Source organism: Proteus sp. fly-1067 (genome assembly GCF_040139345.1).
In the GTDB taxonomy this organism is placed as follows: Bacteria; Pseudomonadota; Gammaproteobacteria; order Enterobacterales; family Enterobacteriaceae; genus Proteus; species Proteus vulgaris_B.
In genome coordinates this window covers 26672-53017 of sequence record NZ_JBEEUL010000007.1, presented here as the reverse complement: position 1 = coordinate 53017, position 26346 = coordinate 26672, and the positions used below count along the sequence as shown (strand labels likewise).

The following is a 26346-nucleotide window of genomic DNA, read 5'->3' as shown; positions in this document are numbered from 1 at the left end:
AGAAATAACAGAATGAAAACAATATTTAAAAACGCCACTGTTATTGATGGAACAGGGGCAAGTGCATTTCAAGCTGATGTCGTGGTTAATGAAGGAAAAATAATAAAAATCGGTCAGTTTGAGACAAAAACAAATGATCAAATAATTGATGCTACAGGGAAGATAGTCTGTCCTGGCTTTATTGATACGCATACTCACTCCGATCTTTCTGCTCTACTTAATCCCGCATTATCGGCAAAGATCCGTCAAGGGATCACCACGGAATTATTAGGGCAAGATGGTGTCGCGTTAGCACCATTGCCAGAGCAGTATATTTCTGCATGGCGTAAGAATATTGCGGGGTTAGATGGAGATTCTGACAGTATTGATTGGCATTTTAAAAATACCGAAGGTTACTTAGGGATGTTGGAAGCCAGAGGCTCTGCAACCAATCTCGCTTACCTTGTACCTCATGGAAATATCAGAATGGAAGCAATGGGATTAGAAGGTAATCCCTCTACTCGTGAAGATGTCGCCAAAATGTGTGAGATCTTAGAGCGTGAATTAAAAGCAGGGGCATTTGGTTTATCAACAGGATTGATTTATATGCCTTGTGCCTTTGGCGATACCGCCGAAATGATCGAGCTTTGTAAGGTTACCGCGAAGCATAATGGTATTTTTGTTGTTCACCAACGTAGTGAAGCTGACGATATTATTCAGTCTACTCAAGAGCTTATTGATATCGCTAAAGCATCCGGTGTTTGGTTGCATATTTCTCATATGAAAGTATGCGGTAAGAAAAACTGGGGATTAATCGATGAAATGCTCGGTATGTTAGAGCAAGCCCAAAAAGAGGGTATTCGTATCTCTTTTGACCAATATCCGTATGTGGCAGGCAGTACCATGCTTGGGGTAATTTTACCACCTTGGGTTCATGCAGGGGGTACAGAGAAACTATTAGAACGTTTAGCCTCTCCTGAACTGCGTAAAAAGATGATTGAAGATATCGAAAAAGGTATCCCAGGTTGGGATAACTTTATTGATTTCGCAGGATTAGAAAATATTTATGTCACTAGTTCTAAAACAGAAAAAAACCAAGATGCTGTTGGGCTTAGTCTTGTCGAGCTAGGTAAATTGAGAGGTAAAGATCCCTATAACGCAACCTTTGACCTGCTATATGAAGAAGAAAATGCGGTAGGTATGGTGGATTTTTATGGTACAGAAGAGCACGTTATCAAATTTTTATGTCGTCCTGAGCAAAACGTCTGTACTGATGGATTAATGGGCGCAGGAAAACCTCATCCTCGTGTATTTGGTGCATTCCCTCGTGTTTTAGGTAAATACGTTAGAGAAGAAAAATGCCTCACTTGGGAACAAGCTATCCGCAAAATGACAGGTAAACCTGCTGAAGTCCTTAGATTAACCGACAGAGGTTTGATTAAAGAAGGGTATGCAGCAGATATTGTGATGCTTGATCCTGAGACCATTATTGATAAAGGCACGTTTGTTGAACCAAACCAATATCCAGAAGGAATTGATTTGGTGATGGTCAATGGGCGTATCGCTTTAATTAATGGAGTCGAAAGTTACGCCTGTAGCGGTCATGTTTTAAGAGCATAACAACACAATAGCGCTCTTAAACGTTAAATCTTATCTCTGTTTATCACGGTTGTTCTTCAACCGTGATGGTTTCCCCTTACCTGAGGAACAGGAAAATGAGTTCAAATATTATTCCAGACCTTCAACAGAAGAAGACATGGAAAGCTCGTTACACCGTTTTATCTTTGATTTGGTTAGCATGGTTACTTTCATTCTTAGATAGAATGGTGATGAGTGTTTCGTTACCTTTTATTGGGCGTGATCTTAATCTTGATACCACTCAACAAGGCTTAATCATTAGTGCCTTCTTTGTCGGTTATGCCGCATTCCAAATACCGGGAGGTTTCTTAGCTGACCGCTTTGGTGCACGTAAAATTATGGCAATAGGGATCGCTTGGTGGTCAGTATTTACCAGTTTAACGGGGATGGTGTTTACATTACCGTTAATGTTAGCGGTACGATTCTTATTTGGTATTGGTGAAGGCTGTTTTCCATCCGCTTCTTGGAAAATGATCTCAACTTATTTCCCATCTAAAGAGCGTGGTCGTGCTACTGCCATTCAATCAACCGTAAATACTTTAGGGCCTGCATTAGCCGTAATTGTTGCAGCCAGTATTATCGGTGCTTTTGGCTGGCATATGGTATTTATTGTTTTAGGTATTCCGGGCTTATTAATTGCCGCAGGTATCTACTTCTTTACTCGCGATAATCCAAAAGATCACCCAAGTATTACTCAGCAAGATCTCGATGAATTAGCGGCAGATGGTACATTAACGGATAAACCTGTTGAAGCCGTCCCTTTTAAAGATGTGTTAAAAATGCCAGTGTTATGGCAAATGGCTGCTATTTGGTTTCTGTTTGATATCACCTTTTGGGGATTTTCAACTTGGTTGCCAAGCTATTTAATTACTGTTCGTGAATTCTCTTTGGCGAAAACAGGGGTAATGGCGGCTATTCCATTCTTATTTGGTGCTGGTGGGACATTATTAGGCGGTTATGTTTCTGATAAATGTAAATCACAACGTAAATGGTTGTATATGGTTACCGCAGTAATTGCAGCAGGCTTTTTATATATGACCTACACCGTTGAAAGTGCTGATATGGCAGTAGTTTATCAGTGTATTTCAGCATTATTTATGTTCTTCGCAATGGCAATGTTCTGGGGTATTTTGATGGATACTATCCCAAATAAAATCATGGGCCGTGCTTCGGGAATTGTTAACTTTGGTGGTCAAATGGCGGGTGTTGTTTCCGCACCGGTTATGGGCTTCTTAATTAAAGCAAGTGGTGGCAGTTATGACAGTGCATTTATGTTTATGATAATTGCATTGGTTGCCTCTGCTGTTGTGACGTTCACTGTTAAAATGCGAAATACACCCGCAGAAATTTAATTAATCAGTATTCATAATATTTATATTTAAATAAATGTGATGTTATTAAAAGAAATAAGATTAATTAAATAAAATAAATGTATTAACTGTAAGATTTATTTATTAAAACTCACTATACGCTTTATTGATTTTTTAATTTAAAAAATCTTATTGTAGGGTATTTTTGTCTTAAAAAAAGCCACGATTAAAAATCGTGGCTTTGCTTTTGTTAGATTAATAACATTATTTGCTTATAAGAACAAAGTCATTACCACTAAAACAGAGTGTGGCATCACCTCTGATAACTCTATGATGAGCAATATGGCGTTGGCTATTTAATGAGGCGTGTTGCTTCATCATATAAGTCTCTAAATGCCATGCAATAAGTTGCTTAGCGAGCTTTTTATTGGCGTGCTGACTACGCTCTGATTGCACTTTTACACTAATGCCGGTGGCAATATGTGTTGCTCTGACCGCAGACTCTGTTTTGTTAACATGCTGACCACCGGGGCCATTGGAACGCATGGTTTCAAAGACAATTTCTTTGTCATTAATTTCATCAGGTTGTTCAAAACAAGCAACACCAATAAACCAGTTTTTACGCTTATGCCGTGGTCGTAACATGCTTGCACATTGCCATTGTACTGAACCCGCCCACTGTTGGGCGATAGTTTGTGCATCATTGCCTTCAAGAGACACTAATGCAGATTTTAAGCCATAACGTGAAGGCTCTTTTTCAAGTATGGTTACGTTAACTTGTTGTTTTAATGTCGATTTCAAAAAGTAATTTAAGGCTTTTTCAACGGCTAAACAGCACTCTTCAGGGCCTTGTGCGGAGGTGAATTGTAATAACATTACGCCATCTCCCCACTTGTTTTATAGGTGATCACAGGTTTTAAACGTGCAATAACTTCGATTAACCCAATGCTCACCATACTTTCAATCACAGTTTCAATTGATTTATAAGATTGTGGTGCTTCTTCATAAATCAGTTGTTTATTGGCACAAATAATACGGCTACCTAATGCAGTTCGTGAAAGTTGTAAGGGTGTAAAACGGTGTGATAAACGGCCTTTACACTCGGTACGCATCCATTTTCTGCCTGCACCATGCGGTAATGAATGAAGGCTTAATTCAGACACAATGGGCTTAACAATATAACTGTAGTCACCGCGTGAACCCGGAATAACGACCATATCGTGATGTGCTGGTGTTGCACCTTTACGATGTAACCAACCTTGTTGACCATGTAATTCACAAGGCTCTACAAGATTATGATTAACATCAGAAATGACTTCACCTTGAGTATGAATTTGGCGCATCATTCTTTCACCAATAAGGCGACGATTTAGTTTTGCATAATCAAGTGTTTTATTGTGAGCTTGCAAATATTCATTTGCATCATCAGTGTTTGCAACCAGCCCTTTATGACCAAATTGTTCTGTGTGAGAGCGTAAGATAGATTGTCCTAAACCTCGTGATCCACTGTGGACTAAGAGCAATAACTGTTTTTTATTGATACCACTTTCAGCGAAAAGCGTTTCATTAATCACTTGGTCAATTTGCTGGAATTCAGCAAAGTGATTACCACCACCAATAGAGCCTAAAGAGCCAGCAAAAGAGTGGTTTTGCATTTCAGTCGATAGATGAGTTTCTAACCATTCTGAAGGTGCGATATCACTCATTTCACTCAACTGTTTTTCTGCTTTATCTAAGTTGAGTTTGTTGTTTTTAAATTCAGTTTGAAAGAGTGTCATACCACAGCCGATATCATTTCCGACTAAGGCAGGATAAAAACGATTAACAGAAAAAAAGGCTGCACCAATAGGATAACCACGACCAGGATGTAGATCTGGCATACCTGCGACATAAGTCATATCAGGAAGTTGAGCCGTTGTTTCTAATTGTTGGATTGCTTTGCTTTCAATCCAAGTATTATCTGATGCGATATAACAAACGCTATCAGATAAATAATGAACACACTTGTCCATATACCAATCCATATAATGTAAAGGATAAAAAAATAAATTGATTGGCGGACAGCAAAAAGAAGGAAAAAAGGATTACTTCTGAGATTGTCCGCAAAGAGTATTCATATTTTTAGTTGTCATGGGATACCTCCTTGCGTTAATTAAAATGGGTGAGAAATAATAAATCGCGGGCATAGTAACCACTTTTTTTTGCCTTGGCAATCAAAAAGTGGCGTGAGTTTTCTTTATTTTTATAAAAGAGAATAAATATAATTTATTTAATTTAAGGCTAACTTTTCTTTATTATCTATTTTAGTTAGCACTCTATTTTTAATTAATAAATCACTTTTACTGAGCTTTTTCGGCAATAATCTTCGTAATCATCCGTTAATTTTCTATCTGTGATAACAACATCAAACTGAGCTAAATCGCCCATATTGCCTGTCGCTGTTTCATCAAAATAGTGGTATTTGGTAAGTAAGATCTTACGAATAGATTTATCCATCGCTTTTTTCTTCATATAAAGATCGTCGATGTTATAACAGGTAACACCAAAATCGAGATGGACACCTTCAGCTGCAATAAAGGCTTTTTTAGGATTAATGCTATCAAGATAAGAAGGTTGGGTAGGGTTGTAGAATGAATCACTTTTAGAACGATATTCACCACCACAAAGTAAGACGGTGGCATTTTTTTTCTGGCTTAATGCTAAAAATACACGATGAGAATAACAGATCCCCGTGAAGTGCAGATTATCAGGTATAAGTTCAATCAGTGTAGGAATAAATTGCCCATTATCGAAAAAAAGGACATCACCCTCAGAGACCATACCGGCAGCAAGATTAGGGATATGAAGTTCTTCCGTTTGATCTGGTGTAATAATATCGGATGATGTTGAAATTAATCCAGAATGAGGTTGGGCTAATGCAACAATATAGCCACCCAATAATGACATTGGAAATGGATTTTCAGCGTCAGAACTAAGATCGCGTCTAATCGTCATTTCAGAAACTTCAAGGATCCTCGCGGCGTCTTTAAGATGTATGCGACCTGAGCGTTTTATACATTCACTGAGGCGGCGCAAACGTTCGTGCTGTTTGGTCTCTATCACCGAAGGATCCTTGTGTTATTGAATAGCGTACTCCAAGAAAATATACGCTAAACTATTTAGTAGTTTGATTCAGGTGCATCTGAATCTGTTGCGATAGCGACACTTGCGCTAGCACCAATACGAGTTGCACCTGCTTTGATCATGTTTAATGCTGTTTGGCGATCGCGAACACCACCAGACGCTTTTACGCCCACTTCGTCACCCACTGTTTTACGCATTAATGCAACATGATGTTCTGTAGCGCCCATTGTACTGTATCCTGTTGATGTTTTCACAAAATCAACGCGGATCTCACGACACATTTCACACACTAAACGTACTTCGTCGTCAGTTAATAAGCAAGTTTCTAAAATAACTTTCAGTGTTGTGTTACCACAAGCCGCTTTTACGGCCTCGATATCTTGTTTTACGAAGTCTAAACGACCGCTTTTTAACATGCCAATGTTAATAACCATATCGACTTCTTGTGCGCCTTGGCGGATAGCTTCAGCGGCTTCGAATGCTTTTGTTGCAGTTAAACCAGCACCAAATGGGAAGTCGATAACACAACATACTTTTACATCACTTCCTTCAAGGCAAGTTCTTGCTAAAGGGATGTAAGAAGTGTTAATACAAACAGAGAAGAAACCGTGTTCAGCTGCTTCAGCACACAATTTCTTGATTTGTGCTTCAGTTGTATCTGCAGCAAGAAGGGTATGATCGATATAATTAGCTAATGGACGCATTGTATATTCCTTAATAAGAAGATTGTTATTTATCACTCATGTTACTTTGGCAACATATTAGTGCCGTTTTAACGAGATAACAACCACAAATGATATTTAAATAACATTATACTGTTATACATCTATCGGAATGTCACTATTTTCACATTTATAAATTTTACATAAGAGTAAGAGGCGCTATGGATATCGCAGTGATTGGTTCAAATATGGTGGATTTGATCACCTATATAGATAGGATGCCAAAAGAGGGTGAAACCCTTGAGGCGCCGGCATTTAAAATTGGTTGTGGTGGTAAAGGAGCAAATCAAGCGGTTGCTGCTGCTAAATTAAATTCAAAAGTGATGATGTTAACAAAAGTTGGCGATGATATTTTTGCGGATAACACCATCATGAATTTAGGATCTTATGGCATTAACACACGCTATGTTGAAAAAGTGCCGGGTACAACAAGCGGTGTTGCACCTATTTTTGTGACTTCTCAATCATCAAATAGTATTTTAATTGTTAAGGGTGCTAATCAACATTTGTCACCAGAAGATATTGATAGAGCGACAGATAGCCTGAAAAAATGCAAAATAATTGTACTGCAATTAGAAATCCCGCTTGAAACGGTCTATCACGCTATTGAGTTTGGTAACAAACACCATATTCCTGTGTTATTTAACCCTGCACCTGCTTCAAAAGCATTAGATCTTGATATTGCTGCCCGTTGTGACTTTTTTGTTCCGAATGAAACAGAGCTTGAAATTTTGACAGGTATGCCAATCACCACAATGGATGAAATTCGCGAAGCCGCTTGTTCTTTACTACAAAAAGGCTTTAAGAATGTCATCGTCACATTAGGTGAGAAGGGCGCATTATGGATGAATGGTGAAATTGAAAAATACATTCCTGCTATTGAAGTTGATGCAATAGATACCAGTGGAGCAGGCGATGCCTTTATTGGTTGTTTTTCCCATTATTATGTTCACACTAATAATATTGAAGAAGCATTAAATAAAGCGGTGATGTTTTCAGGCTTAAGTGTCGCCGGAAAAGGCACACAATCTTCTTATCCGAGTATTGAAGAGTTTGGGCAGTTTTTGTCACAAGCAAAGTAATATCCTTTTTCATAACCACTCCTTTCTATTCTCTCAGTTATCTAGCTCATAAGATAATTGAGAGAACTCCATTGAAATCAATTAATTAAATTATATTGATGATGACTATTAAATTTTTCTCTACAGAAAAAGATCTCGTATTATGTGATTTATTTCACACCATCAGGACAAATAGGATTGAAATATAATTTCATTAAATGTATTTTTAATTGAAATTTAGTTTCATAAGGTTGTTGTGATGAAAGAAGATGCATTGAGCCAATGTCTTAAAAATGAAAGTAACCAAGAAACAACCCAATTTTCAGAGTTAAGTGCATTGGAATTGGTCACATTAATCAATAGTGCAGATATGACGGTTGCAAATGCAGTCAAAAAAGAATTACCAGCTATTGCCTATGCGGTAGAAAAAATTACTGAACGTTTGCAAAAAGGTGGGCGTATTTTTTATGTTGGTGCAGGAACGAGTGGACGATTAGCGGTATTAGACAGTGCCGAATGTCCGCCAACTTTTGGTGTACCTTCTACATTAGTGCAGGCAATTATTGCAGGCGGTCATGATGCAATGCTAAAAGCAGTTGAAAATATTGAAGATAACCAAGAGGCGGCAATTGAAGAGCTTCAACGTCGCCATGTTAGTGATAAAGATGTCGTTATTGGTATTGCTGCAAGCGGCCGAACTCCTTTTACGGTTGCCGCGTTGCAATATGGCAAGGAATTAAAAGCGTTAACAATATCTATTACCACGCGTGGAAAAAGTGAGATGAGTGAGATTGCTGATTTATCTATTGCACCAGACGTAGGCGCAGAGGTATTAACTGGCTCTACAAGAATGAAAAGTGGTACAGCTCAAAAAATGATTTTGGGTATGTTAAGCACCAGTGTAATGACTAAGCTCGGTAAAGTGCATAAAAACCTGATGGTAGATGTGATTGCGAGTAATGAGAAATTACAACGTCGTGCTGAAGGTATTGTTAGCGAAGTGTGTGGAATTTCCAATGAAAGAGCCAGAACACTATTACAAATGGTTAATTATCATCCTAGAAAAGCCATTTTAATGTATGAGCTTCATCTAAGTGTGGAGAAAGTTGAGCAAATCACACAGCAATATCCTTATCGTTCGCTACAACAGCAACTTGCCCTATTTAATTAATAACAATATGAGTAAATACTCTGAACTTTAGCAGGCATACATATGGCTAATAAAATAGAACACCTCGACACGTTAGCAATAGAAATAGAAAAACATGCTGGTGGGTTTCAAAATGTGGCAACCTTAACACATTGTATGACTCGCATTCGATTGGTTTTAAAGGATAGTGCGCTGTTTAATGCTGATGCTTTAAAACAAGTCGAAGGCGTTAAAGGTGTTGTATTTAATGGTGAGCAACATCAAGTGATTGTCGGAATGGGAACAGCTGCAAAAGTTTATTCCATCATGAATAAGCGTATGCAAAAAAGTTCAGCAAGTAGTGAAGATGAGCCTGCGTCAACACCTGTGAAAAAAGGGTTTTCTATTCGCCGTATGCTTAATACGTTAGCAGCTATTTTTGTTCCTACGATCCCCGCATTAATTGGCTGTGGCTTGATTATGGGGCTCATTAATATTATTCGTTTAATGGCTCCCGGTTTAGTAGATCAGTTCCCTGAGTTATTTAAATTATTCAAATTAATCGGCAGTACCGTTTTTGCTTATCTCTCCATTATGATTGGGATAAATACAGCGAAAGAGTTGGGGGCATCAACTTCGATTGGCGCGGTAATGGCTGGATTATTAGCCATGCCAGGGCTTGCTGATATCACGTTATTTGGTGAGAAATTACAGCCAAACAGTGGTGGGATTTTTGCCGTCTTAATGGTGGTGGTATTCTCTTCAAAATTAGAACTGTGGTTTCGTAGCATCGTTAAAGAGAGTCTCGATCTTATTCTTACGCCCTTTGTGACGATTTTAGTCTCTTCACTTGTGGCAATTATGATATTCCAACCTATCGGTCATTACCTTAATCAGTTATTAGCGCAAGGCGTATCATTATCACTATTAAATCAAGGTGGTGGTGCGGTTGTAACTGGTGCTGCGTTAGGGGGGAGTTTCTTATTTTTACTCTTAACAGGATTACATCAAGGATTAATTCCTATTCATACTGAAATCTTAAATACTTTTGGTTTAAATTACCTGTTCCCTATTTTAGCTATGGGCGGAATGGGGCAAGTAGGCTCTTGTTTTTGGGTTTATCTACGTACTAAAAATCAACGTTTAAAGAAAACATTAATGGGCGCATTACCTGTGGGTATTTTTGGTGTCGGTGAGCCGCTATTATTTGGTGTTTCTCTTCCATTAGGAAAACCTTTTATAGCGGGATGTATTGGTGGTGCTGCTGGTGGTGCATTAATGGCATATTTCCAAGTGGGGATCATTATTCCATTTGGTACTGCTGGGTTATCATTAATTCCGTTAGTTGGTGATGGGCAAATTATTAAGTTCCTGATCGCGGTATTAGGTGCATGGATTGTCGGTTTTATTGCCAGTATGCTAATGGGTTTTACTGATCCAGAAAAATAAGCCAGTGATAAAAAGGATAACAGAATGTCAACGCTGACAAAAAAGCTTGAAAGTTTGCTAACACAAGGCAAAGGTACAGAACAACGTATTGCTCATTATTTATTGGAGAATAGTGAGAATATTGCCAGTATGAATGCGGCTGATCTGGCACTTAAAGCCGGTGTAAGTAGTGCTTCTGTTATCCGTTTCTCTCGTCAAATGGGATATCGTGGTTATCCTGAATTTAAAATTGATTATCTTTCAGAAGAAAAGCAACAAAAAAGCAGTGGCGATATTCTTTATGGTAATTTAGCGAAAACAGATCCGACAGAATTAATTATTTCAAAAACAGGTCATCTATTTACTAGCGCTATTCAGGATTCATTGGCTTTGTTAGATCCCAAGTGTATTGATCTGCTGGCTGAAAAAATGGTCTCAGCTAAACGTATTGTCCTGTTTGGTATTGGAGCATCAGCAGTTGTAGCAAGTGATATTTTTCATAAGCTTATTCGTGTGAATAAAAACGCCTTATTTAGTTCGGATCTTCATGCTCAACTGGCTTATTCCGCTAATTTATCTTCTGATGATATTGCTATTGCTGTCACGGCTAGAGGAAATACGGCGGATATTAATCGGATGCTGAAATCAGCAAAGAATGAAGGCTGTTTAACGGTGGCATTAACGCGTTTTGGACAAGATGAAGCAACTCGATTATCCGATTATACATTGCCCTATTTTTATGACGAACAGCATTCTCAATTAGGGGTGATCACGCCACAAGTTTTACAAATGGTCGCCTTTGATGTGTTGTTTTTTAAATATATGACACTGGCGAGTGAGTCAGCAGAAAAAGCCTTATTAAAAGGGCGAGAAGCTGTCATGCAAGGAAATCAATAATGTTACTTATTACCACATTAGCGGTGGGTGCTGCTATTGGTTTAATTATTAGCACAACGGGCGTGGGTGGCGGTGTTATTGTTTTACCTGTATTGACGTATTTTTTTGGTATGAATGCATTAATGGCTGTGGCGACTGCAAATTTATTATCGATGTTGATGAAGGTCACCTCGTCTTATATGCATTTTCGCCTTGGCAATATTCCTTTTAAAAGAGCAATGATTGTATTAGGAATAATGCTACCAAGTACCTTTTTGGCCAGCGTTTTGGTTAACTATTTGGGTTCATTAGAGCAGTATCAGCAACAAGTAGAGTGGGGAATTAATGCGCTTGTCGTGGGGGCGATTGTTTTTTCTCTTTTTCTCTTTGTGCAGAGAATGTTTTTCTCATCACCTCCGGTTGTGATTGAAAATATAAAACTAGGACCTTTAAATATTAAAGCACTTTTACTTCCTGCGGTTATGGCAGGGGTTATTTTAGGTGCAACCGGTGTGGGGGGCGGTGTAGTTGTATTACCGTTATTACTACGTTATGCAAACCTCTCTATTAAGCAGGCCATTGGTACTTCTATATTTACCACAACATTGTTATCGGGATCTTCGGCACTGGCTTATATGCAAGACGGGCATACGGATATTCATTTGGCGCTTTTGTTATTTTTAGGCTCGTTGATCTCGATTCCACTGTCTAAATGGTTGCTAATAAGGATGCCTGATAGGGTGTTTCAGTATGCGACTTTAGTTTTAATTATTTGTAGTGCTGTAATGATGCTGGCTAAATTATTTTAATGTTAAAATATATCATTGGTATTAACATTTATAAAATCTCATAAATAATAACCAAATAAAGTCTGATTATTTTTATTGGTTTATTTTGTATTATCTTATTAATTTAATTGAGATAGTTTAATAATATAAATTAAATTTTCCTTATAATATATGTGTGTTAATGGGATGTTTTATTTATTATTTGTTTTTAATGGGATATGATTTTAGTCATAAATAGATAATTGAGATGATAATCACATTAATGTTAATTCCTATATGTTTCACTGTAACCCTCATTTAATACCTATAGATGAAGGTACTAGTATTATGGAAAATAATAATAGGAAAACGCCTCATATTAGACGTATTGCCCACATTATGATGTATAAACAACGTCAATGCTTTCATTTCTCCGTTTTTAACGGCTAAGCTCTCTTTCCTCACGCTAAAAATATAAAGCATATTTCCTAATAACGTGTGTTATTGGGGGAGTCTCTATTTTTATAAATAAAAAATCATTTTTAACTCTATTATTATCAGAATAATTAGGAGATAGGATTATTATGTCTATTAATATTAAAGGTAGAAGTTTTTTAAAATTACTCGATTTTTCATCTGCTGAAATTCAATATTTATTAAAGTTATCTAAACATTTTAAATCATTAAAAATGACCGGTATTCCTCATCGTTCTTTGGAAGGTAAAAACATTGTTTTATTATTTGAAAAAACCTCAACACGGACACGCTGCGCTTTTGAAGTTGCGGGCTATGATTTAGGAATGGGGGTGACTTATCTTGATCCTGGCTCATCACAAATGGGGAAAAAAGAGTCTATTGAAGATACTGCACGTGTGTTAGGGCGTTTCTATGATGGTATTGAATATCGTGGTTTCGATCAGTCATTAGTTGAAGAGCTGGCGGCGAAATCAGGAGTACCAGTATGGAATGGTCTTACTGATAAATTCCATCCAACTCAGATGTTGGCGGATATGCTGACTGTTGAAGAAAACTTTGGTCATTTAAAAGGGCTTAAGCTGACTTTCTTTGGTGATGCTCGCAATAATGTTGCTAACTCTTTAATGGTGGTTTGTGCGAAATTAGGCTTACATTTTACAGCGTGTGGCCCAGCATCTTTAATGCCTGAAGAGCAACTGGTGAAAGAGTGTCGTGCAATCGCGGCAGAAAATGAAGGCTCTATCACGTTAACCGAGGATATTGAAAAAGGGGCAAAAGACGCGGATGTTCTCTATACCGATATTTGGGTTTCAATGGGTGAGCCAGATAGTGTATGGGATGAGCGCATTCGCTTATTAAAAGCCTATCAAGTGAATAGTTCTATGATGAAAATGGCAAATCCTCATGCGATTTTCTTACACTGTTTACCTTCATTTCACGATCGTTTAACTATTATTGGTGAAGATATTTATCAGAAATTTGGTTTGAGTGAAATGGAAGTGGCTGATGATGTTTTTGAATCTCGCCAATCAAAAGTTTTTGATCAAGCTGAAAACCGTATGCATACCATTAAAGCAGTTATGTTCGCCACTTTAAGCTAAAGCAAGGAGTTAACAATGCCTAAAAAGGTATTTATTGCTTTAGGGGGAAATGCATTAGGAAATACGCCACTAGAGCAAAAGCAGATAGTACGAAAAACCGCTAAGCCTATCGTAGATTTGGTTGAGAAAGGTTACCAAGTCATTATTGGTCATGGTAATGGCCCACAAGTTGGGATGATAAATTTAGCTATGGATTATGCATCACAACAAAATATTGGCACGCCTTATATGCCATTTGCTGAATGTGGTGCGATGAGCCAAGGTTATATCGGTTATCACTTACAACAAGCTATTAATGATGAATTGTGTGCACGACATCTAAATAAAAATCATGGATGTGCAACAATAGTGACCCAAGTGGTTGTTGATAAAAATGATCCTGCTTTTTTATCACCTACAAAACCAATTGGTGCGTTTTATACTCAACAGCAAGCTGAGGCGATTCAAAAAGAGCATGGTTTTCATTTTATGGAAGATGCAGGGCGTGGATATCGTCGCGTTATTCCATCACCAAAGCCGTTAGAAATTGTAGAATCACCGATTATTAAACAGTTAGTGGAACACAATATCGTCGTGATCACGGTTGGTGGCGGTGGTATTCCTGTTATTAGGAAAGATGATTTATTAGAGGGCATTGATGCCGTTATTGATAAAGATAACTCCAGTGCTAAATTAGCTGTCGAATTAAAAACGGATATTTTACTGATATTAACGGCTGTTGATAAAGTGGCAATTAATTTTAATAAACCAGAGCAAGTCAACTTAGATAGAATAACACTCTCTCAAGCTGAAGAATATATTTCTCAAGGGCAATTTGCTAAAGGAAGTATGTTACCTAAAGTTGAAGCTTGTCTTAATTTTATAAAAGAAAGTCACAAGGATGCACAAGCAATTATTACTTCTTTAGATAATGCATTATCTGCTTTAGAAGGAAAAACAGGCACAATAATTATCTCTAATTAATATTGTTTTTATTATTCTAAAACTAATTTTAAAAATAAACACTGCCAGTTAGATATTATTTCTACTGGCAGTCGTTACCTCTTATTTAAGTCGAGGACGCTATGAAACTTAAAAAGTTTGCGTTTCCGACCGCATTTACTATTTTATTTGCAATTACAGTAATTGTGGTTGGTTTAACGTGGATTATTCCGGCAGGCGAATATCAACGATTAAGTTATAACTCAGCAGAACCATCATTAGTGGTTGCGAAAATAGATGGTTCTCATGAAGTATTACCTGCAACTCAAGCGACATTAAACGATTTAAATGTCTCTATTGAAATTAATAAATTTACTGATGGAACAATTAAAAAACCAATAGCGATACCTGGAACCTATGAACGTGTAGCACAGCAACCCAAAGGGATAATGGATATTACCGAAAGTATGGTGAAAGGGACGATAGAGGGAGCTGATGTTATTGTTTTCATTCTTGTTTTGGGGGGGCTTATTGGGGTTGTTAATAAAACCGGTGCATTCAATGCAGGTTTAACAGCACTGGCAAATCGAACCAAAGGTAAAGAGTTTTTAGTGGTATTTGGTGTCACGATTATATTATCCATAGGCGGGACAAGTTGTGGGATTGAAGAAGAAGCCGTAGCTTTCTATCCCATATTAGTACCGATATTCTTAATATTGGGTTATGACGCTATTGTGTGTGTGGGGGCTATTTTTCTTGCGTCTTCAATGGGGGCTGGATTTTCAACCGTTAATCCATTCTCTGTGGTCATTGCCTCAAATGCATCAGGAATAAGTTTTATTGAAGGGATTGGCTTTCGTACGATTGGGTTAGTTATAGGTACAATTGGCGTTTTGGTTTATTTATATTGGTATTGTAAAAAAATCAAAAAAGATCCTGCTTTTTCTTATAACTATGAAAATGCCGAAAGTTTTAAACAGCGCTTTTTAAGTAATTACGATCCAAGCGAAATATTAGAATTTTCATGGCGTCGTAAAGTGATCCTCTGCTTATTTGTTGCCGCTTTCCCTATTATGGTTTGGGGTGTCATGGATATGGGCTGGTGGTTTCCACAAATGGCTGCTCTCTTTTTAGCCATTGCCATCGTCATTATTTTCCTTTCTGGATTAAAAGAAAAAACGGCCATTGATGGATTTATTCACGGGGCATCTGAATTAGTAGGCGTTTCATTAATTATTGGTTTAGCGCGAGGTGTTAACCTTGTGATGGAACAAGGTAAAATTGCCGATACTATCCTTGAGTTTATGTCTCATATGGTTGCAGGAATGCCACCAAGCCTATTCTTATTAGCACAGCTCGTTGTTTTTATTTGTTTAGGTTTTATTGTTCCTTCCTCTTCTGGCCTTGCGGTTTTAGCGATGCCAATTATGGCACCATTAGCAGACGCAGTCGGTGTTCCTCGTTATATGGTAGTGTCAGCATATAATTGGGGGCAATATATTATGTTGTTCTTAGCTCCTACTGGACTGGTGTTAGCAACCTTGCAAATGTTAGATATCTCCTATAACAAATGGCTCAAATTTATTATGCCAATGGTGGTATTTATGTTTGTACTTTCGGCAACATTACTCTTAGTGCAAGTTGCGTTTTTATAAAATTGAGTTGGTGTGTTTACGCAGATAAAAGGATTTTTGGTTATTCTGTAATGTGAAATTAATCTGGTTTTTTGTGCTGTTATCGTCATTATTTTTTGATTTTCATTAGAAGTGATCTAGCTCTCGTTTTTAGTGGTGATAAAAAATAAACCGAAAAAAAAGGTTGTTAATTTGTAGAAGTTATGTTTTTTTAAATACAGATAACACGTAAACACATCATTAAATTAATTGATAGGTAACCCATGATCATCACTACTCTACTACAAAGCCTACGACTAACAGCGCACATTGCGGCTGTGGTTGTCGTGCGTGTGGTGGTGGTCGTCGGCAAAGCGCCGTAACGGGTCCGAATCAACACAGTTTCGAAACCCCGCCGGCGCACTAACCGGGCGGGGTTTTTCATTTCTACCTGCCCATCAAGTCCGGCTTAGAACAAAGGACAGATAAAAATGGGTGATCAACAAGAAAACGCCACAACAAGTAGAACGTTTACTGGCGCACAATTAATCGTTTATTTACTGGAACGACAAGGCATTACGACAGTTGCGGGTATTCCAGGTGGAGCTGCACTTCCTTTGTATGATGCATTGAGCCAAAGTAACTCTATTCGACATATTTTAACTCGCCATGAGCAAGGTGCGGGTTTTATTGCACAAGGTATTGCAAGAGCAAATGGTAAACCTGCTGTGTGTATTGCCTCAAGTGGTCCAGGTGCTACGAATTTAGTGACAGCTATTGCTGATGCTAAACTGGATTCTATTCCTTTGGTTTGTATTACAGGCCAAGTCTCTTCAGCCATGATCGGAACCGATGCTTTCCAAGAAGTTGATACCTATGGCATGTCTATTCCCATTACTAAACATAACTATTTAGTACGCGATATTGCGGACTTACCTGGCATTATTTGTGATGCATTCCGTTTAGCAATGTCAGGGAGACCGGGACCAGTTTGGGTTGATGTGCCTAAAGATATTCAGCAAGCCACAATTACATTAGAAGCGTTACCACCTATTCCACAAAAGGATCCTGTTCCCACCTTTAATACTGATTTAGTGATACAAGCGGCACAAATGATTAATCAAGCTAAAAATCCCGTTTTATATTTAGGTGGGGGAATTATTAGCTCTGAGGCATGTAAAGAGGCAATTGAATTGGCAGAGAAAAATAATCTGCCAACAACCATGACCTTAATGGGGTTAGGCTTAATGCCACCTTCACATCCTTTGTATTTGGGGATGTTGGGTATGCATGCGACTCGTAGTACTAACTTTATTTTAGAAGAAGCGGATCTGTTGATTGTATTAGGGGCTCGATTTGACGATCGTGCCATCGGTAAAGCAGAGAAGTTTTGCCCTAATGCTAAAATTATTCATGTTGATATCGATCGCGCTGAAATTAGCAAGATCAAACGCCCTGATATCGCGATCCATGCTGATGCAAAATCAGTGTTATCACTGTTATTACCATTGATTAATACCAATAAACGTAATGAATGGATAGAACGTGTTACGACACTGAAACAAGAATATCCATTAGAGATGAAAAACTCTGAAAATATTCTGAGTGGTTACGGTATTGTATTGGCGGCCGCAAATTGCGTAGATGATGATGCGATTATTACGACTGACGTAGGACAACATCAGATGTGGGTAGCACAAGCGTATCCGTTAAATCGACCTCGACAATGGCTAACTTCAGGTGGATTAGGCACGATGGGTTTTGGTTTACCTGCTGCAATTGGTGCGGCGTTAGCTGAGCCAGATAAGAAAATCCTCTGCTTTTCGGGGGATGGCAGTATTATGATGAATATTCAAGAGCTTGCCACTGCGGCTGAACACCAATTAGATATCAAAATTATTTTGATTAATAATCAGGCATTAGGATTAGTTCACCAACAACAAACGCTATTTTTTGAAGAGCGTATTTATGCCGCGGCTTACCCTTATCAAACAGACTTTATCCGTATTGCACAAGGTTTTGGTTTAGATACCTGTGACTTAAACCAGGAAGCAGATCCCGCTGGTGCATTGCAAGCTGCTATTGAAAAACCAGGGCCTTGCTTAATTCACGTTATGATTGATATCCATGAAAAAGTGTTTCCGATGGTTCCACCAGGGGCTGCAAATATTGAGATGATAGGAGCTTAATTTATGTCAAACCAATCACAACCTATCGCGCTGGAATTGATTGTTCGCAACCATCCCGGTGTTATGACCCATATTTGTGGTCTCTTTGCTCGTCGCGCATTTAACGTCGATGGCATTTTGTGTTTACCAATGAAAAATAGTGATAAAAGTCGTATTTGGCTATTAGTGCAAAAAGATGATCGCCTAATGCAGATGGTCAGTCAGGTAGAAAAGCTTGAAGATGTAAAAGAAGTGAGATTTAGCGACGATTTACGAGTTTTTGAGCAAATGGAAAGTTATTTAAATTAATGCAGATTGGCTCTCTCTTTATCATTAAGAGCGAGCCAATATCGTGCTTAAGGGCGGTGATGATAATGCTGTTGATTTGGGCTAGACATAATCACGGATGCGCGTAGGTGTCCTTCCACACAGATATAAGAGTGGGGGGCATTGCCATGAAAAGCGTAAAAATCCCCAGTTTCTAATAAGACGGTTTCGTCGTTATCAAAACGCATCATTAATTTACCGGAATAGACCATGATGTGTTCTTGAGTACCATCAGCGTGAGCAGGGCTATTAATAATCGCGCCATGCTTCATCTCAATATGCCAAATCTCAGTAATATTGCCGATACCAATACGGAATTTAAACTCTTGGGCATAATCACCAACGATAGGTTTATGTCGTTCTAAACGAGGGTATTCTTCGCGTGTAAAACTAAATAAATCTCCCAAAGGAAAGCCAAGCGCTATTGCGATAGCCTCTAAGGTATCGATCCTCGGATTAGAATCACCAGATTCTAATTTTGACAATGCAGCCTTGGATATTCCCGATTTTCTTGATAACTCATTAAGTGACAAGTTTCGAGATTGTCTTAGTTGTTTGACTTTATTACCAAGGTACTCATTCGTTTTTTTAGGAGGTTGTGGGTTCATTGCCAATTCAAAATATCGTTAGTTTAAAAGTGCCATTCTTATTAGATGATAACACTAATTAACCGTCTTCGGAAAATGAGATCCTATTTCTGCTGTATTTTGTGAATAGCCTTATGATAGCTGTTCGATTTTTAATAATTAAGCTAATATCATTTTTGAAAATGATAACTATTTAAGGCTTATTGTGATGGAATTACTGAGTTGGGCTGATATTTTTGTATGCCTACTGACCTTATTTTTTGCTTATGTTATTTTTGGTATGGCAGGATTTGGCTCAGCATTAATTGCAGGTCCTGTATTGGCAATTTATTTACCACTTTCAATGATAGTGCCATTATTGGCATTAATTGATTTAAGTGCCGCTGTGGTTAATGTATTAAGAGATGGAAAACAAGCTGATTTCAAAGAGATACGCTATCTTATTCCGCTGATTATTATTGGTAGTCTTATCGGTGCGAGTATTCTATTAACAACCCGCCCGGACTTACTCTCTCTTCTTCTCGGTATTTTTGCTGCTTGTTATGCACTTTATGCACTATTTTGGAAAAAACAAGAAAGCCGATTTTCTCAACGTTTAGTTTATCCTTTTGGATTAATTGGTGGCGTATTTAGTGCGTTATTTGGCAGTGGTGGCTTTTTATATGCCATTTACTTGTCAGGACGAATTGCAGATAAAAATAAATTCCGTATTACACAAACGACGTTGATTGGTTTCAGTACATTAACTCGAGTTGTGATTTTTTTATTTGCAGGAATTTATTGGCAATTAGATATTCTTAAGTTAGCTGTTATTTTCTTACCAGCCATGTTTGCAGGTGTTTGGTTAGGACGAAATTTAACATTACGTATGTCGAAAGCACGATTTATGAGTGTGATTTATACCATTGTATTGATATCTGGTGCTGTGCTTATTTACCGTTATTTCTCTTAAGATCCTTAGGGTAATTTACGATGGAGTGAGAATGTTGTGAAAGGTAAAGATCTTCGTGCGCCAAATGGAGATCTTTCACTAATTAATGTTATTTTTTAAGCATGTTTATCTATTTCTTATCCCCTATAATATAACAATATTTTATTTAACTACCTTTCTTTTATTACAGAGGTTTCTGTTACTTACAGAAACAAAATAACATGTCATATCAAAATTATCGCCAATCTGAAGTTTTTGCGATAACAGCTATCACGGTAAGTATTGGCGTTATCGGGATTGTTATCGGATTAACTATTCCCATGGTTGCACTACGCCTCAATTTAGCGGGTATTAGTGAATCTATCATCGGACTTATTTCTGCCGCACCAGCTATTGGGATGTTAATTATTTCACCCTTTGCTCGACGTATTGTGCAATGGATTGGTAAACGCTTTGCCATGCTATTAGCTACCATTGTTTCTGCAATAAGCTTATTACCCTTAATGGGAAGTTTACCTCTAGAGTTGTTATTTCCTTTGCGATTAATCACTGGTATTGCCAGTGGTGTGATGATTTGTTTAGGAGAAACGTGGATTAATGAGCTTTCACCAGATAATAAACGTGGGCGGATTTTAGCGGTATATACCACGGTATTTACTATTAGCCAGTTATTAGGGCCTTCAATTATTGCACTTTATGGCGTTGCAGATAAAACACCGATTCTAATTAGCGTCTTTATTCATATTATCTCAATTATCCTGTTTTTAATGATGGATCAAAAAACGGGTGATAAATTACCAAAAGATACACAAGAGCCTAATTTTTCTATTATTCGCTTTGTTAAAGTTGCACCAGCAATCTGTGGCGGTATTGTTTTCTTTGCTTTTTTTGATGGTACCGTACTTTCTATGTTTCCTATTTATGGTTTAAGTATGGGACACACTGAAGCTATTGCCGCAATGATGATAAGCGCGATTTTAGCAGGTGATGCCATTATGCAAATGCCGTTTGGCTGGCTTGCTGATCATATGAATAGGACTCGATTATATCGAATTTGTGGTGTGGTAACGCTACTTGCAAGCTTATTATTACCTATCACTATGTCTCACTCATTTTTAATTTGGCCTTTATTACTGGTGTTGGGCGCAACAGCGGGTGCGATATATACCATTGCATTGGTGCAAATAGGACAATATTTCTCAGGTAATGATCTGATGGTCGCTAATGCATCAGCAGCCATGTTATGGGGAGTGGGTAATTTATCTGGGCCTTTGCTGGCAGGGGCGTTGTCAGAAATCTCTTCATCTTCACTACCATTCCTATTGGTCGCCATGACAGGTTTATTCTTAGTTTCAACGATGGAACGTTGGAATGTGGGTGTTGAAGCACTCAATAGCAGTTCACCTTAATATTATTTCATCTTAATATTATTTCTTCTTTATCGTATTCCATTTAGGGTGATAGGAATACGATAGAGGAAGTCTTCCTTTTCTTAATTTCTCAATATTCAAATTTTATCTTATTGTTTTTTATAAATGATTATAATTATCTTTCGTAATTGTACTTATTTTAAAAGTTATTAAGAATAATCTAGAAATGTTTATATTGAACAGAAGTAATTTGCTAAAACGACGTTTATTCATCTAACGTTAGAAGTAGAAGATAATACTATCTTCAGATAAAAATCATGAATACTGCAAATCATTAATCGCCACACATTGGGAACGGAAGGTATTATTTATCTAAGCAACTTATTAAAGTTACTAATAATAGATAGATATACCTAGTTATCATGGTATGTAATATAAATTCAATTAAACCAATTGGTTAATCTTTTTTATACTATGGAATAAGCATGACATTGGATGGCCGCACAAAAGTAGAATGATGAGGAAAGTCGGTAGTGGCTTTCCTCTTTTTCTTTTTCTCTCACTTTAAATTATCTTTTTATGACATTTTTATTAAAAATATGTTTTTTCGCTTGATTCTTACCCTAAAAGCACAAGATAATCGTTTGCGTCAAATTCTCTCACTCAATCCACACGAAAAACCAAACGTTTGCTTTTGACTCCCTCTTAAGATCCTTATCAGTAAGAGGTTATTTTAATTGATACGTAATCGTTTTCGTTTTTTGGAGAGTGAACCGCTTTTATGTCAGAGGAATGTAATGTCTGCTAATCAATCAGCAACTACTGGTAAACTGGATAGCTATTTTAAACTTACAGCTCGTGGTACAACTGTTCGCAAAGAAATGATCGCCGGTTTGACGACTTTTTTGGCTATGGTGTATTCCGTGATTGTTGTTCCTAGCATGCTAGGACAAGCTGGTTTTCCGCATACTGCAGTTTTTATTGCAACCTGTTTAGTCGCGGGATTGGGCTCCCTTCTAATGGGATTGTGGGCAAATCTTCCTATGGCGATTGGTTGTGCTATTTCATTAACAGCATTTACCGCTTTTAGCTTGGTCTTGGGACAAAATATCTCTGTGCCTGTTGCATTAGGCGCCGTATTTTTAATGGGGTGTTTATTCACTGTCTTTTCATTAACTGGCATTCGTACTTGGATCTTAAAAAATATTCCGACAGGTATTGCTCATGGCGCAGGAATAGGGATAGGTTTATTTTTACTTTTAATTGCCGCCAATAGCGTTGGACTTGTTGTTAAAAATCCATTAGATGGTTTACCTGTGGCGATGGGTAAATTTACTTCATTTTCTGTTCTGATGTCACTTGCAGGTTTAGCTGCTATTTTCGGATTAGAAAAACGCAAAGTCCCAGGTGGCGTATTATTGGTGATTGTTGCCATTTCTATTATTGGGCTGATTTTCGATCCTAATGTAAAATATCAAGGTGTTTTTAAAATGCCTCAATTAGGTGAAGAAGGGCTTTCTTTATTATTCGCAATGGATATTAAAGGGGCATTACAACCTTTAGTTCTACCAAGTGTTCTTGCGTTAGTGATGACTGCGATTTTTGATGCAACCGGGACTATTCGTGCCGTTGCCGGTCAAGCCAATTTATTAGATAAACGTGGACAAATTATTAATGGCGGAAAAGCACTGACTTCTGACTCTGTCAGTAGTATTTTTGCAGGTGTAATTGGTGCTGCACCTGCAGCCGTTTATGTTGAATCAGCTGCAGGAACAGCTGCAGGTGGTAAAACCGGATTAACTGCAACAGTGGTGGGTATTTTATTTTTACTGATCCTTTTCTTATCGCCTCTCTCTTATTTAGTTCCAGCTTATGCAACGGCACCTGCATTAATGTATGTGGGTTTATTGATGCTAGGTAATGTCACTAAGTTAGATTTCAGTGATTTTGTTGATGCAATGTCAGGCATGGTGTGTGCCGTCTTTATTGTTTTAACGTGTAATATTGTTACTGGCATTATGCTAGGTTTTGGTTGTTTAGTGATTGGTCGAGTATTTGCCGGCGAATGGCGTAAACTCAATATTGGTACCGTATTAATTACAATTGCTTTAGTGGCATTTTATGCGGGTGAGTGGGCGATTTAATTCGAATCATCGGTTTTAAAGACAAAAAGCGGAATATATCTATATTCCGCTTTTTTACTATTTATTTATCTACTTTAATTCGTTATTGTCGAAATTAAGCTTAGTTGTTAAATAATTGGTAGAATATATGCAAGAAATAAAAATACGCCATGGCGAACCAGACGACGCAGCCGCAATTCAACAGTTATATACTCATCCTGATTTATATATTTGTACTTGCCAATTTCCTTACCCTTCTGTGACGATGTGGAAAAAAAGATTACTCGAATTTGCAGAACAAAATATTCCTAATTTTGTAGCAACTATTGATGGTCAAGTTGCGGGACATTTAGCACTGATAATTGATAATCATCCTCGTCGTCGCCACATTGTAAGTTTTGGTATTGGTGTGGGTGCCGAGTACTCCGGAAAAGGTGTCGGTAAGTTACTTATCAATACAGCAATCGATTATGCATTCAATTGGCTAGCCGCAACACGTTTAGAGTTGGAAGTGTATTCAGATAATGAAAAAGGCTTACATTTATATAAAAAATTAGGCTTTGAAGTTGAAGGTATACGTCGTAAAGCGGCATTTAGAGACGGAAAGTATTGTGATGTTGTCATGATGTCGATGTTAAGAACGATTGAATAATCATGTAAATAAGCGATGTGGCTCTAAAAATTAATCGATATTGTCTTTTATTTGTTATTTTTATTTAATTTCTTAATGTTTTACGTTTGTATACGAGTAATTACATCGTTTAGACGGAAAAAGAGAAATAAAAACGTATGCTTTCTATGTTTAATGCCGTTAATAAATAGAGAGTAATGAGAAGTGTGCAATTTGTTACGTTAGATACGATTAATCTTAATTTTAAATAATCGCGCATGAGTCTGTGTGGGATCTGTTTAAAATAAGGAAAGGTAAAGAAAGGCATGGCGCATAAGTTTTTGCAGGGTGTGTTTTTTTATCATTCAGTAGGGTTTTCTTTTTTAAGGAAAAGATAACAGGTTTTTGGGATAAAAATAGGCATGTAAGGGTAACATGGAAATTTTCTTTACTATTTTGATTTTAATACTGGTGGTTTCAGTTTCGGGAGTTATTACAAAACTAATTCCCTTTCGTGTTCCGTTACCATTAATACAGATTGTGATAGGGGCTTTATTGGCATGGCCTCAGTTTGGTTTACATGTCACTTTTGATCCTGAATTATTCCTCGTCCTATTGATCCCTCCTTTGTTGTTTGTTGATGGTTGGAAAACGCCAACACGAGAATTTATTCAAAATGGGCGTGAAATTTTTATTCTTGTGCTTGTTTTAGTGATGGTAACTGTTGTTGGTATTGGCTATTTAATTTATTGGATGATGCCAAGTATCCCTCTGATTTCTGCATTCGCATTAGCGGCGGTGCTTTCTCCAACGGATGCGGTAGCACTTTCTTCTATTGTCGGTAAAGGGCGAATACCTAAGCGGATAATGGGCATTTTAGAGGGTGAAGCATTAATGAATGATGCTTCAGGTCTGGTTGCCTTGAAATTTGCGGTTGCTGTTGCAATGGGCACCATGGTGTTTACTGTGGGTGGCGCAACACTTGAGTTCTTTAAAGTCGCTGTTGGCGGGCTACTAGCCGGTATTGGTGTCACTTTGATTTACAGTAAATCTCTGCGATTAATGAGTCGCTGGAGTGGTGATGATCCTGCTACACAAATCGTCTTTATGTTATTGCTACCTTTTGCATCCTACTTAATTGCAGAGCATATTGGTTTTTCAGGAATTTTAGCTGCAGTTGCTGCCGGTATGACTATCAGTAAATCCGGTGTTATTCGTAATGCACCACTCGCAATGCGTTTACGTGCTGATAGTGTGTGGTCAATGCTTGAATTTGTCTTTAACGGCCTGGTCTTTATTATGCTTGGCTTACAACTTCCGATTATTTGGACAAGCTCTGTTATTCAAGCGGATCTTGATCCAGAAGTTGAAGTATGGATGTTGTTTGCTGCCGTATTCGTCATCTATTTTGCATTACTTATTTTACGCTTTACATGGTTATGGCTGATGAAAAAAATTAGCCGTATCTTTATGAAAAAACACCCACTTGATTTCGCTAATTATACAACGCGTGAACTGTGGCTTTCATCATTTGCTGGTGTTCGTGGTGCGATTACTCTTGCTGGTGCGCTTTCTATTCCACTCTTTTTAACCGATGGCAGTACTTTCCCTGGGCGTTATCAAATCATCTTTATCGCAGCAGGTGTTATTTTACTGTCAATCCTTGTCGGTATTATTTCGCTTCCTTTCTTGTTGAAAGGCGTGAAAACTACCGATAAAGAAGCTGATAAAAATGAAGTTCGTTATGCGCGAAAAATCATGGCAGAAGTGGCGATTGTCAGCTTGAATAAAATGGAAGAGCGTTTAGCTGCGAGTACAGAAGAGCAACTCGATGCAGAAGAAATTAATGAAGTTGCTTCTCGGGTAACGGGCTATTTACGACGTCGTACTGCAACTCAAGATGAAATGGTTCATAACATGTTAGAAGAAGATCTTGAAAGACGTTTTCGCCTAACTGCATTACGTGCTGAGCGTGGTGAGCTTTACCATTTAAGGGCTACGCGAAAAATCAGTAATGAAACACTCCAATTATTGCTACATGAATTGGATTTAATGGAAGCACTGTTAGTTGAGAAAGATAGTTAAT

Annotated in this window: 24 protein-coding genes; 18 read left to right on the top strand and 6 right to left on the bottom strand. The window is 37.8% G+C overall.

Going from position 1 to position 26346, the window contains the following annotated elements; genetic code table 11:
• Positions 1 to 12 precede the first annotated feature (12 nt).
• Both ABN217_RS11140 and ABN217_RS11135 read left to right on the top strand, forming a co-directional pair.
• On the top strand, positions 13 to 1599 hold the full coding sequence (locus tag ABN217_RS11140) for an N-acyl-D-amino-acid deacylase family protein (RefSeq protein WP_072069521.1): 1587 nt from the start codon (positions 13 to 15) through the stop codon (positions 1597 to 1599).
• A 95-nt stretch (positions 1600 to 1694) separates the two neighbouring features.
• Positions 1695 to 2969, top strand: a complete 1275-nt coding sequence (locus tag ABN217_RS11135; RefSeq protein ID WP_166540349.1) for an MFS transporter — start codon at positions 1695 to 1697, stop codon at positions 2967 to 2969.
• A 222-nt stretch (positions 2970 to 3191) separates the two neighbouring features.
• Here the strand turns inward: ABN217_RS11135 and prfH are convergent, their stop codons facing one another.
• The 4 genes from prfH to deoC form a co-directional block, all read right to left on the bottom strand.
• Positions 3192 to 3803, bottom strand: coding sequence for a peptide chain release factor H (gene prfH, locus ABN217_RS11130; protein ID WP_349459405.1), 612 nt, complete (start codon positions 3801 to 3803; stop codon positions 3192 to 3194).
• The gene (locus ABN217_RS11125) at positions 3803 to 4939 is read right to left on the bottom strand and encodes an RNA ligase RtcB family protein (protein WP_349459404.1); all 1137 of its coding nucleotides are present in this window, start codon (positions 4937 to 4939) and stop codon (positions 3803 to 3805) included. The genes prfH and ABN217_RS11125 overlap by 1 nt, the downstream gene beginning before the upstream one ends.
• A gap of 313 nt (positions 4940 to 5252) precedes the next feature.
• The gene (locus tag ABN217_RS11120) at positions 5253 to 6029 is read right to left on the bottom strand and encodes a DeoR family transcriptional regulator (RefSeq protein WP_115351181.1); all 777 of its coding nucleotides are present in this window, start codon (positions 6027 to 6029) and stop codon (positions 5253 to 5255) included.
• Positions 6030 to 6085: 56 nt separating this feature from the next.
• A complete protein-coding gene (gene deoC / locus ABN217_RS11115; RefSeq protein ID WP_072069516.1) occupies positions 6086 to 6754 on the bottom strand; it encodes a deoxyribose-phosphate aldolase in 669 nt (222 codons plus the stop codon).
• Between the two features lie 179 nt (positions 6755 to 6933).
• Here deoC and rbsK point away from each other — a divergent pair, with 179 nt between their 5' ends.
• From rbsK to ABN217_RS11070, 9 genes are all read left to right on the top strand, one after another.
• Positions 6934 to 7854 carry a ribokinase gene (gene rbsK, locus ABN217_RS11110; protein WP_196554318.1) on the top strand — a complete coding sequence of 307 codons (921 nt, stop codon included), beginning with the start codon at positions 6934 to 6936 and terminating at the stop codon, positions 7852 to 7854.
• A gap of 238 nt (positions 7855 to 8092) precedes the next feature.
• Complete coding sequence (murQ, locus tag ABN217_RS11105; protein ID WP_349459403.1) at positions 8093 to 9004, top strand: N-acetylmuramic acid 6-phosphate etherase; 912 nt, start codon at positions 8093 to 8095, stop codon at positions 9002 to 9004.
• Between the two features lie 42 nt (positions 9005 to 9046).
• Positions 9047 to 10411 (top strand): PTS transporter subunit EIIC, encoded by a 1365-nt coding sequence (locus ABN217_RS11100; RefSeq protein ID WP_197269613.1) that lies wholly within the window; start codon positions 9047 to 9049, stop codon positions 10409 to 10411.
• Between the two features lie 24 nt (positions 10412 to 10435).
• Positions 10436 to 11287 (top strand): MurR/RpiR family transcriptional regulator, encoded by an 852-nt coding sequence (locus ABN217_RS11095; protein ID WP_197269612.1) that lies wholly within the window; start codon positions 10436 to 10438, stop codon positions 11285 to 11287.
• Positions 11287 to 12075 carry a sulfite exporter TauE/SafE family protein gene (locus tag ABN217_RS11090; protein WP_197269611.1) on the top strand — a complete coding sequence of 263 codons (789 nt, stop codon included), beginning with the start codon at positions 11287 to 11289 and terminating at the stop codon, positions 12073 to 12075. Before ABN217_RS11095 ends, ABN217_RS11090 begins: the two co-directional genes overlap by 1 nt.
• 306 nt (positions 12076 to 12381) lie before the next feature.
• Positions 12382 to 12483, top strand: coding sequence for a leader peptide SpeFL (gene speFL / locus ABN217_RS11085; RefSeq protein WP_109372621.1), 102 nt, complete (start codon positions 12382 to 12384; stop codon positions 12481 to 12483).
• Between the two features lie 134 nt (positions 12484 to 12617).
• Positions 12618 to 13610, top strand: a complete 993-nt coding sequence (argF, locus tag ABN217_RS11080) for an ornithine carbamoyltransferase (RefSeq protein ID WP_196554324.1) — start codon at positions 12618 to 12620, stop codon at positions 13608 to 13610.
• Positions 13611 to 13625: 15 nt separating this feature from the next.
• Positions 13626 to 14573, top strand: coding sequence for a carbamate kinase (gene arcC / locus ABN217_RS11075; protein ID WP_196554325.1), 948 nt, complete (start codon positions 13626 to 13628; stop codon positions 14571 to 14573).
• A gap of 101 nt (positions 14574 to 14674) precedes the next feature.
• Positions 14675 to 16186, top strand: coding sequence for a YfcC family protein (locus ABN217_RS11070; RefSeq protein WP_197269609.1), 1512 nt, complete (start codon positions 14675 to 14677; stop codon positions 16184 to 16186).
• Positions 16187 to 16376: 190 nt separating this feature from the next.
• Here ABN217_RS11070 and ABN217_RS20665 read toward each other — a convergent pair whose 3' ends face one another.
• Positions 16377 to 16544, bottom strand: a complete 168-nt coding sequence (locus tag ABN217_RS20665) for a hypothetical protein (RefSeq protein ID WP_420902346.1) — start codon at positions 16542 to 16544, stop codon at positions 16377 to 16379.
• Positions 16545 to 16635: 91 nt separating this feature from the next.
• On the opposite strand from ABN217_RS20665, the gene ilvB reads away from it, so the two are divergent.
• Both ilvB and ilvN read left to right on the top strand, forming a co-directional pair.
• A complete protein-coding gene (gene ilvB, locus ABN217_RS11060) occupies positions 16636 to 18333 on the top strand; it encodes an acetolactate synthase large subunit (protein WP_072069508.1) in 1698 nt (565 codons plus the stop codon).
• Positions 18334 to 18336: 3 nt separating this feature from the next.
• Positions 18337 to 18621, top strand: a complete 285-nt coding sequence (gene ilvN / locus ABN217_RS11055; protein ID WP_006535577.1) for an acetolactate synthase small subunit — start codon at positions 18337 to 18339, stop codon at positions 18619 to 18621.
• Positions 18622 to 18668: 47 nt separating this feature from the next.
• Here the strand turns inward: ilvN and ABN217_RS11050 are convergent, their stop codons facing one another.
• A complete protein-coding gene (locus tag ABN217_RS11050) occupies positions 18669 to 19247 on the bottom strand; it encodes a helix-turn-helix domain-containing protein (protein WP_069368071.1) in 579 nt (192 codons plus the stop codon).
• A gap of 184 nt (positions 19248 to 19431) precedes the next feature.
• Between ABN217_RS11050 and ABN217_RS11045 the strand changes: the two genes are divergently transcribed.
• The 5 genes from ABN217_RS11045 to ABN217_RS11025 all read left to right on the top strand — a co-directional run bounded on the left by ABN217_RS11045 (position 19432) and on the right by ABN217_RS11025 (position 26345).
• Positions 19432 to 20178: a sulfite exporter TauE/SafE family protein gene (locus ABN217_RS11045; protein ID WP_502929698.1), complete on the top strand. Its 747-nt coding sequence runs from the start codon at positions 19432 to 19434 to the stop codon at positions 20176 to 20178.
• Positions 20179 to 20378: 200 nt separating this feature from the next.
• Complete coding sequence (locus ABN217_RS11040; RefSeq protein ID WP_349459402.1) at positions 20379 to 21566, top strand: MFS transporter; 1188 nt, start codon at positions 20379 to 20381, stop codon at positions 21564 to 21566.
• 758 nt (positions 21567 to 22324) lie between these two features.
• On the top strand, positions 22325 to 23671 hold the full coding sequence (locus ABN217_RS11035; protein ID WP_164525884.1) for an NCS2 family permease: 1347 nt from the start codon (positions 22325 to 22327) through the stop codon (positions 23669 to 23671).
• A gap of 127 nt (positions 23672 to 23798) precedes the next feature.
• Positions 23799 to 24302, top strand: coding sequence for a GNAT family N-acetyltransferase (locus tag ABN217_RS11030; protein WP_072069504.1), 504 nt, complete (start codon positions 23799 to 23801; stop codon positions 24300 to 24302).
• 393 nt (positions 24303 to 24695) lie between these two features.
• Complete coding sequence (locus ABN217_RS11025; RefSeq protein ID WP_072069503.1) at positions 24696 to 26345, top strand: Na+/H+ antiporter; 1650 nt, start codon at positions 24696 to 24698, stop codon at positions 26343 to 26345.
• Position 26346: the final 1 nt, after the last annotated feature.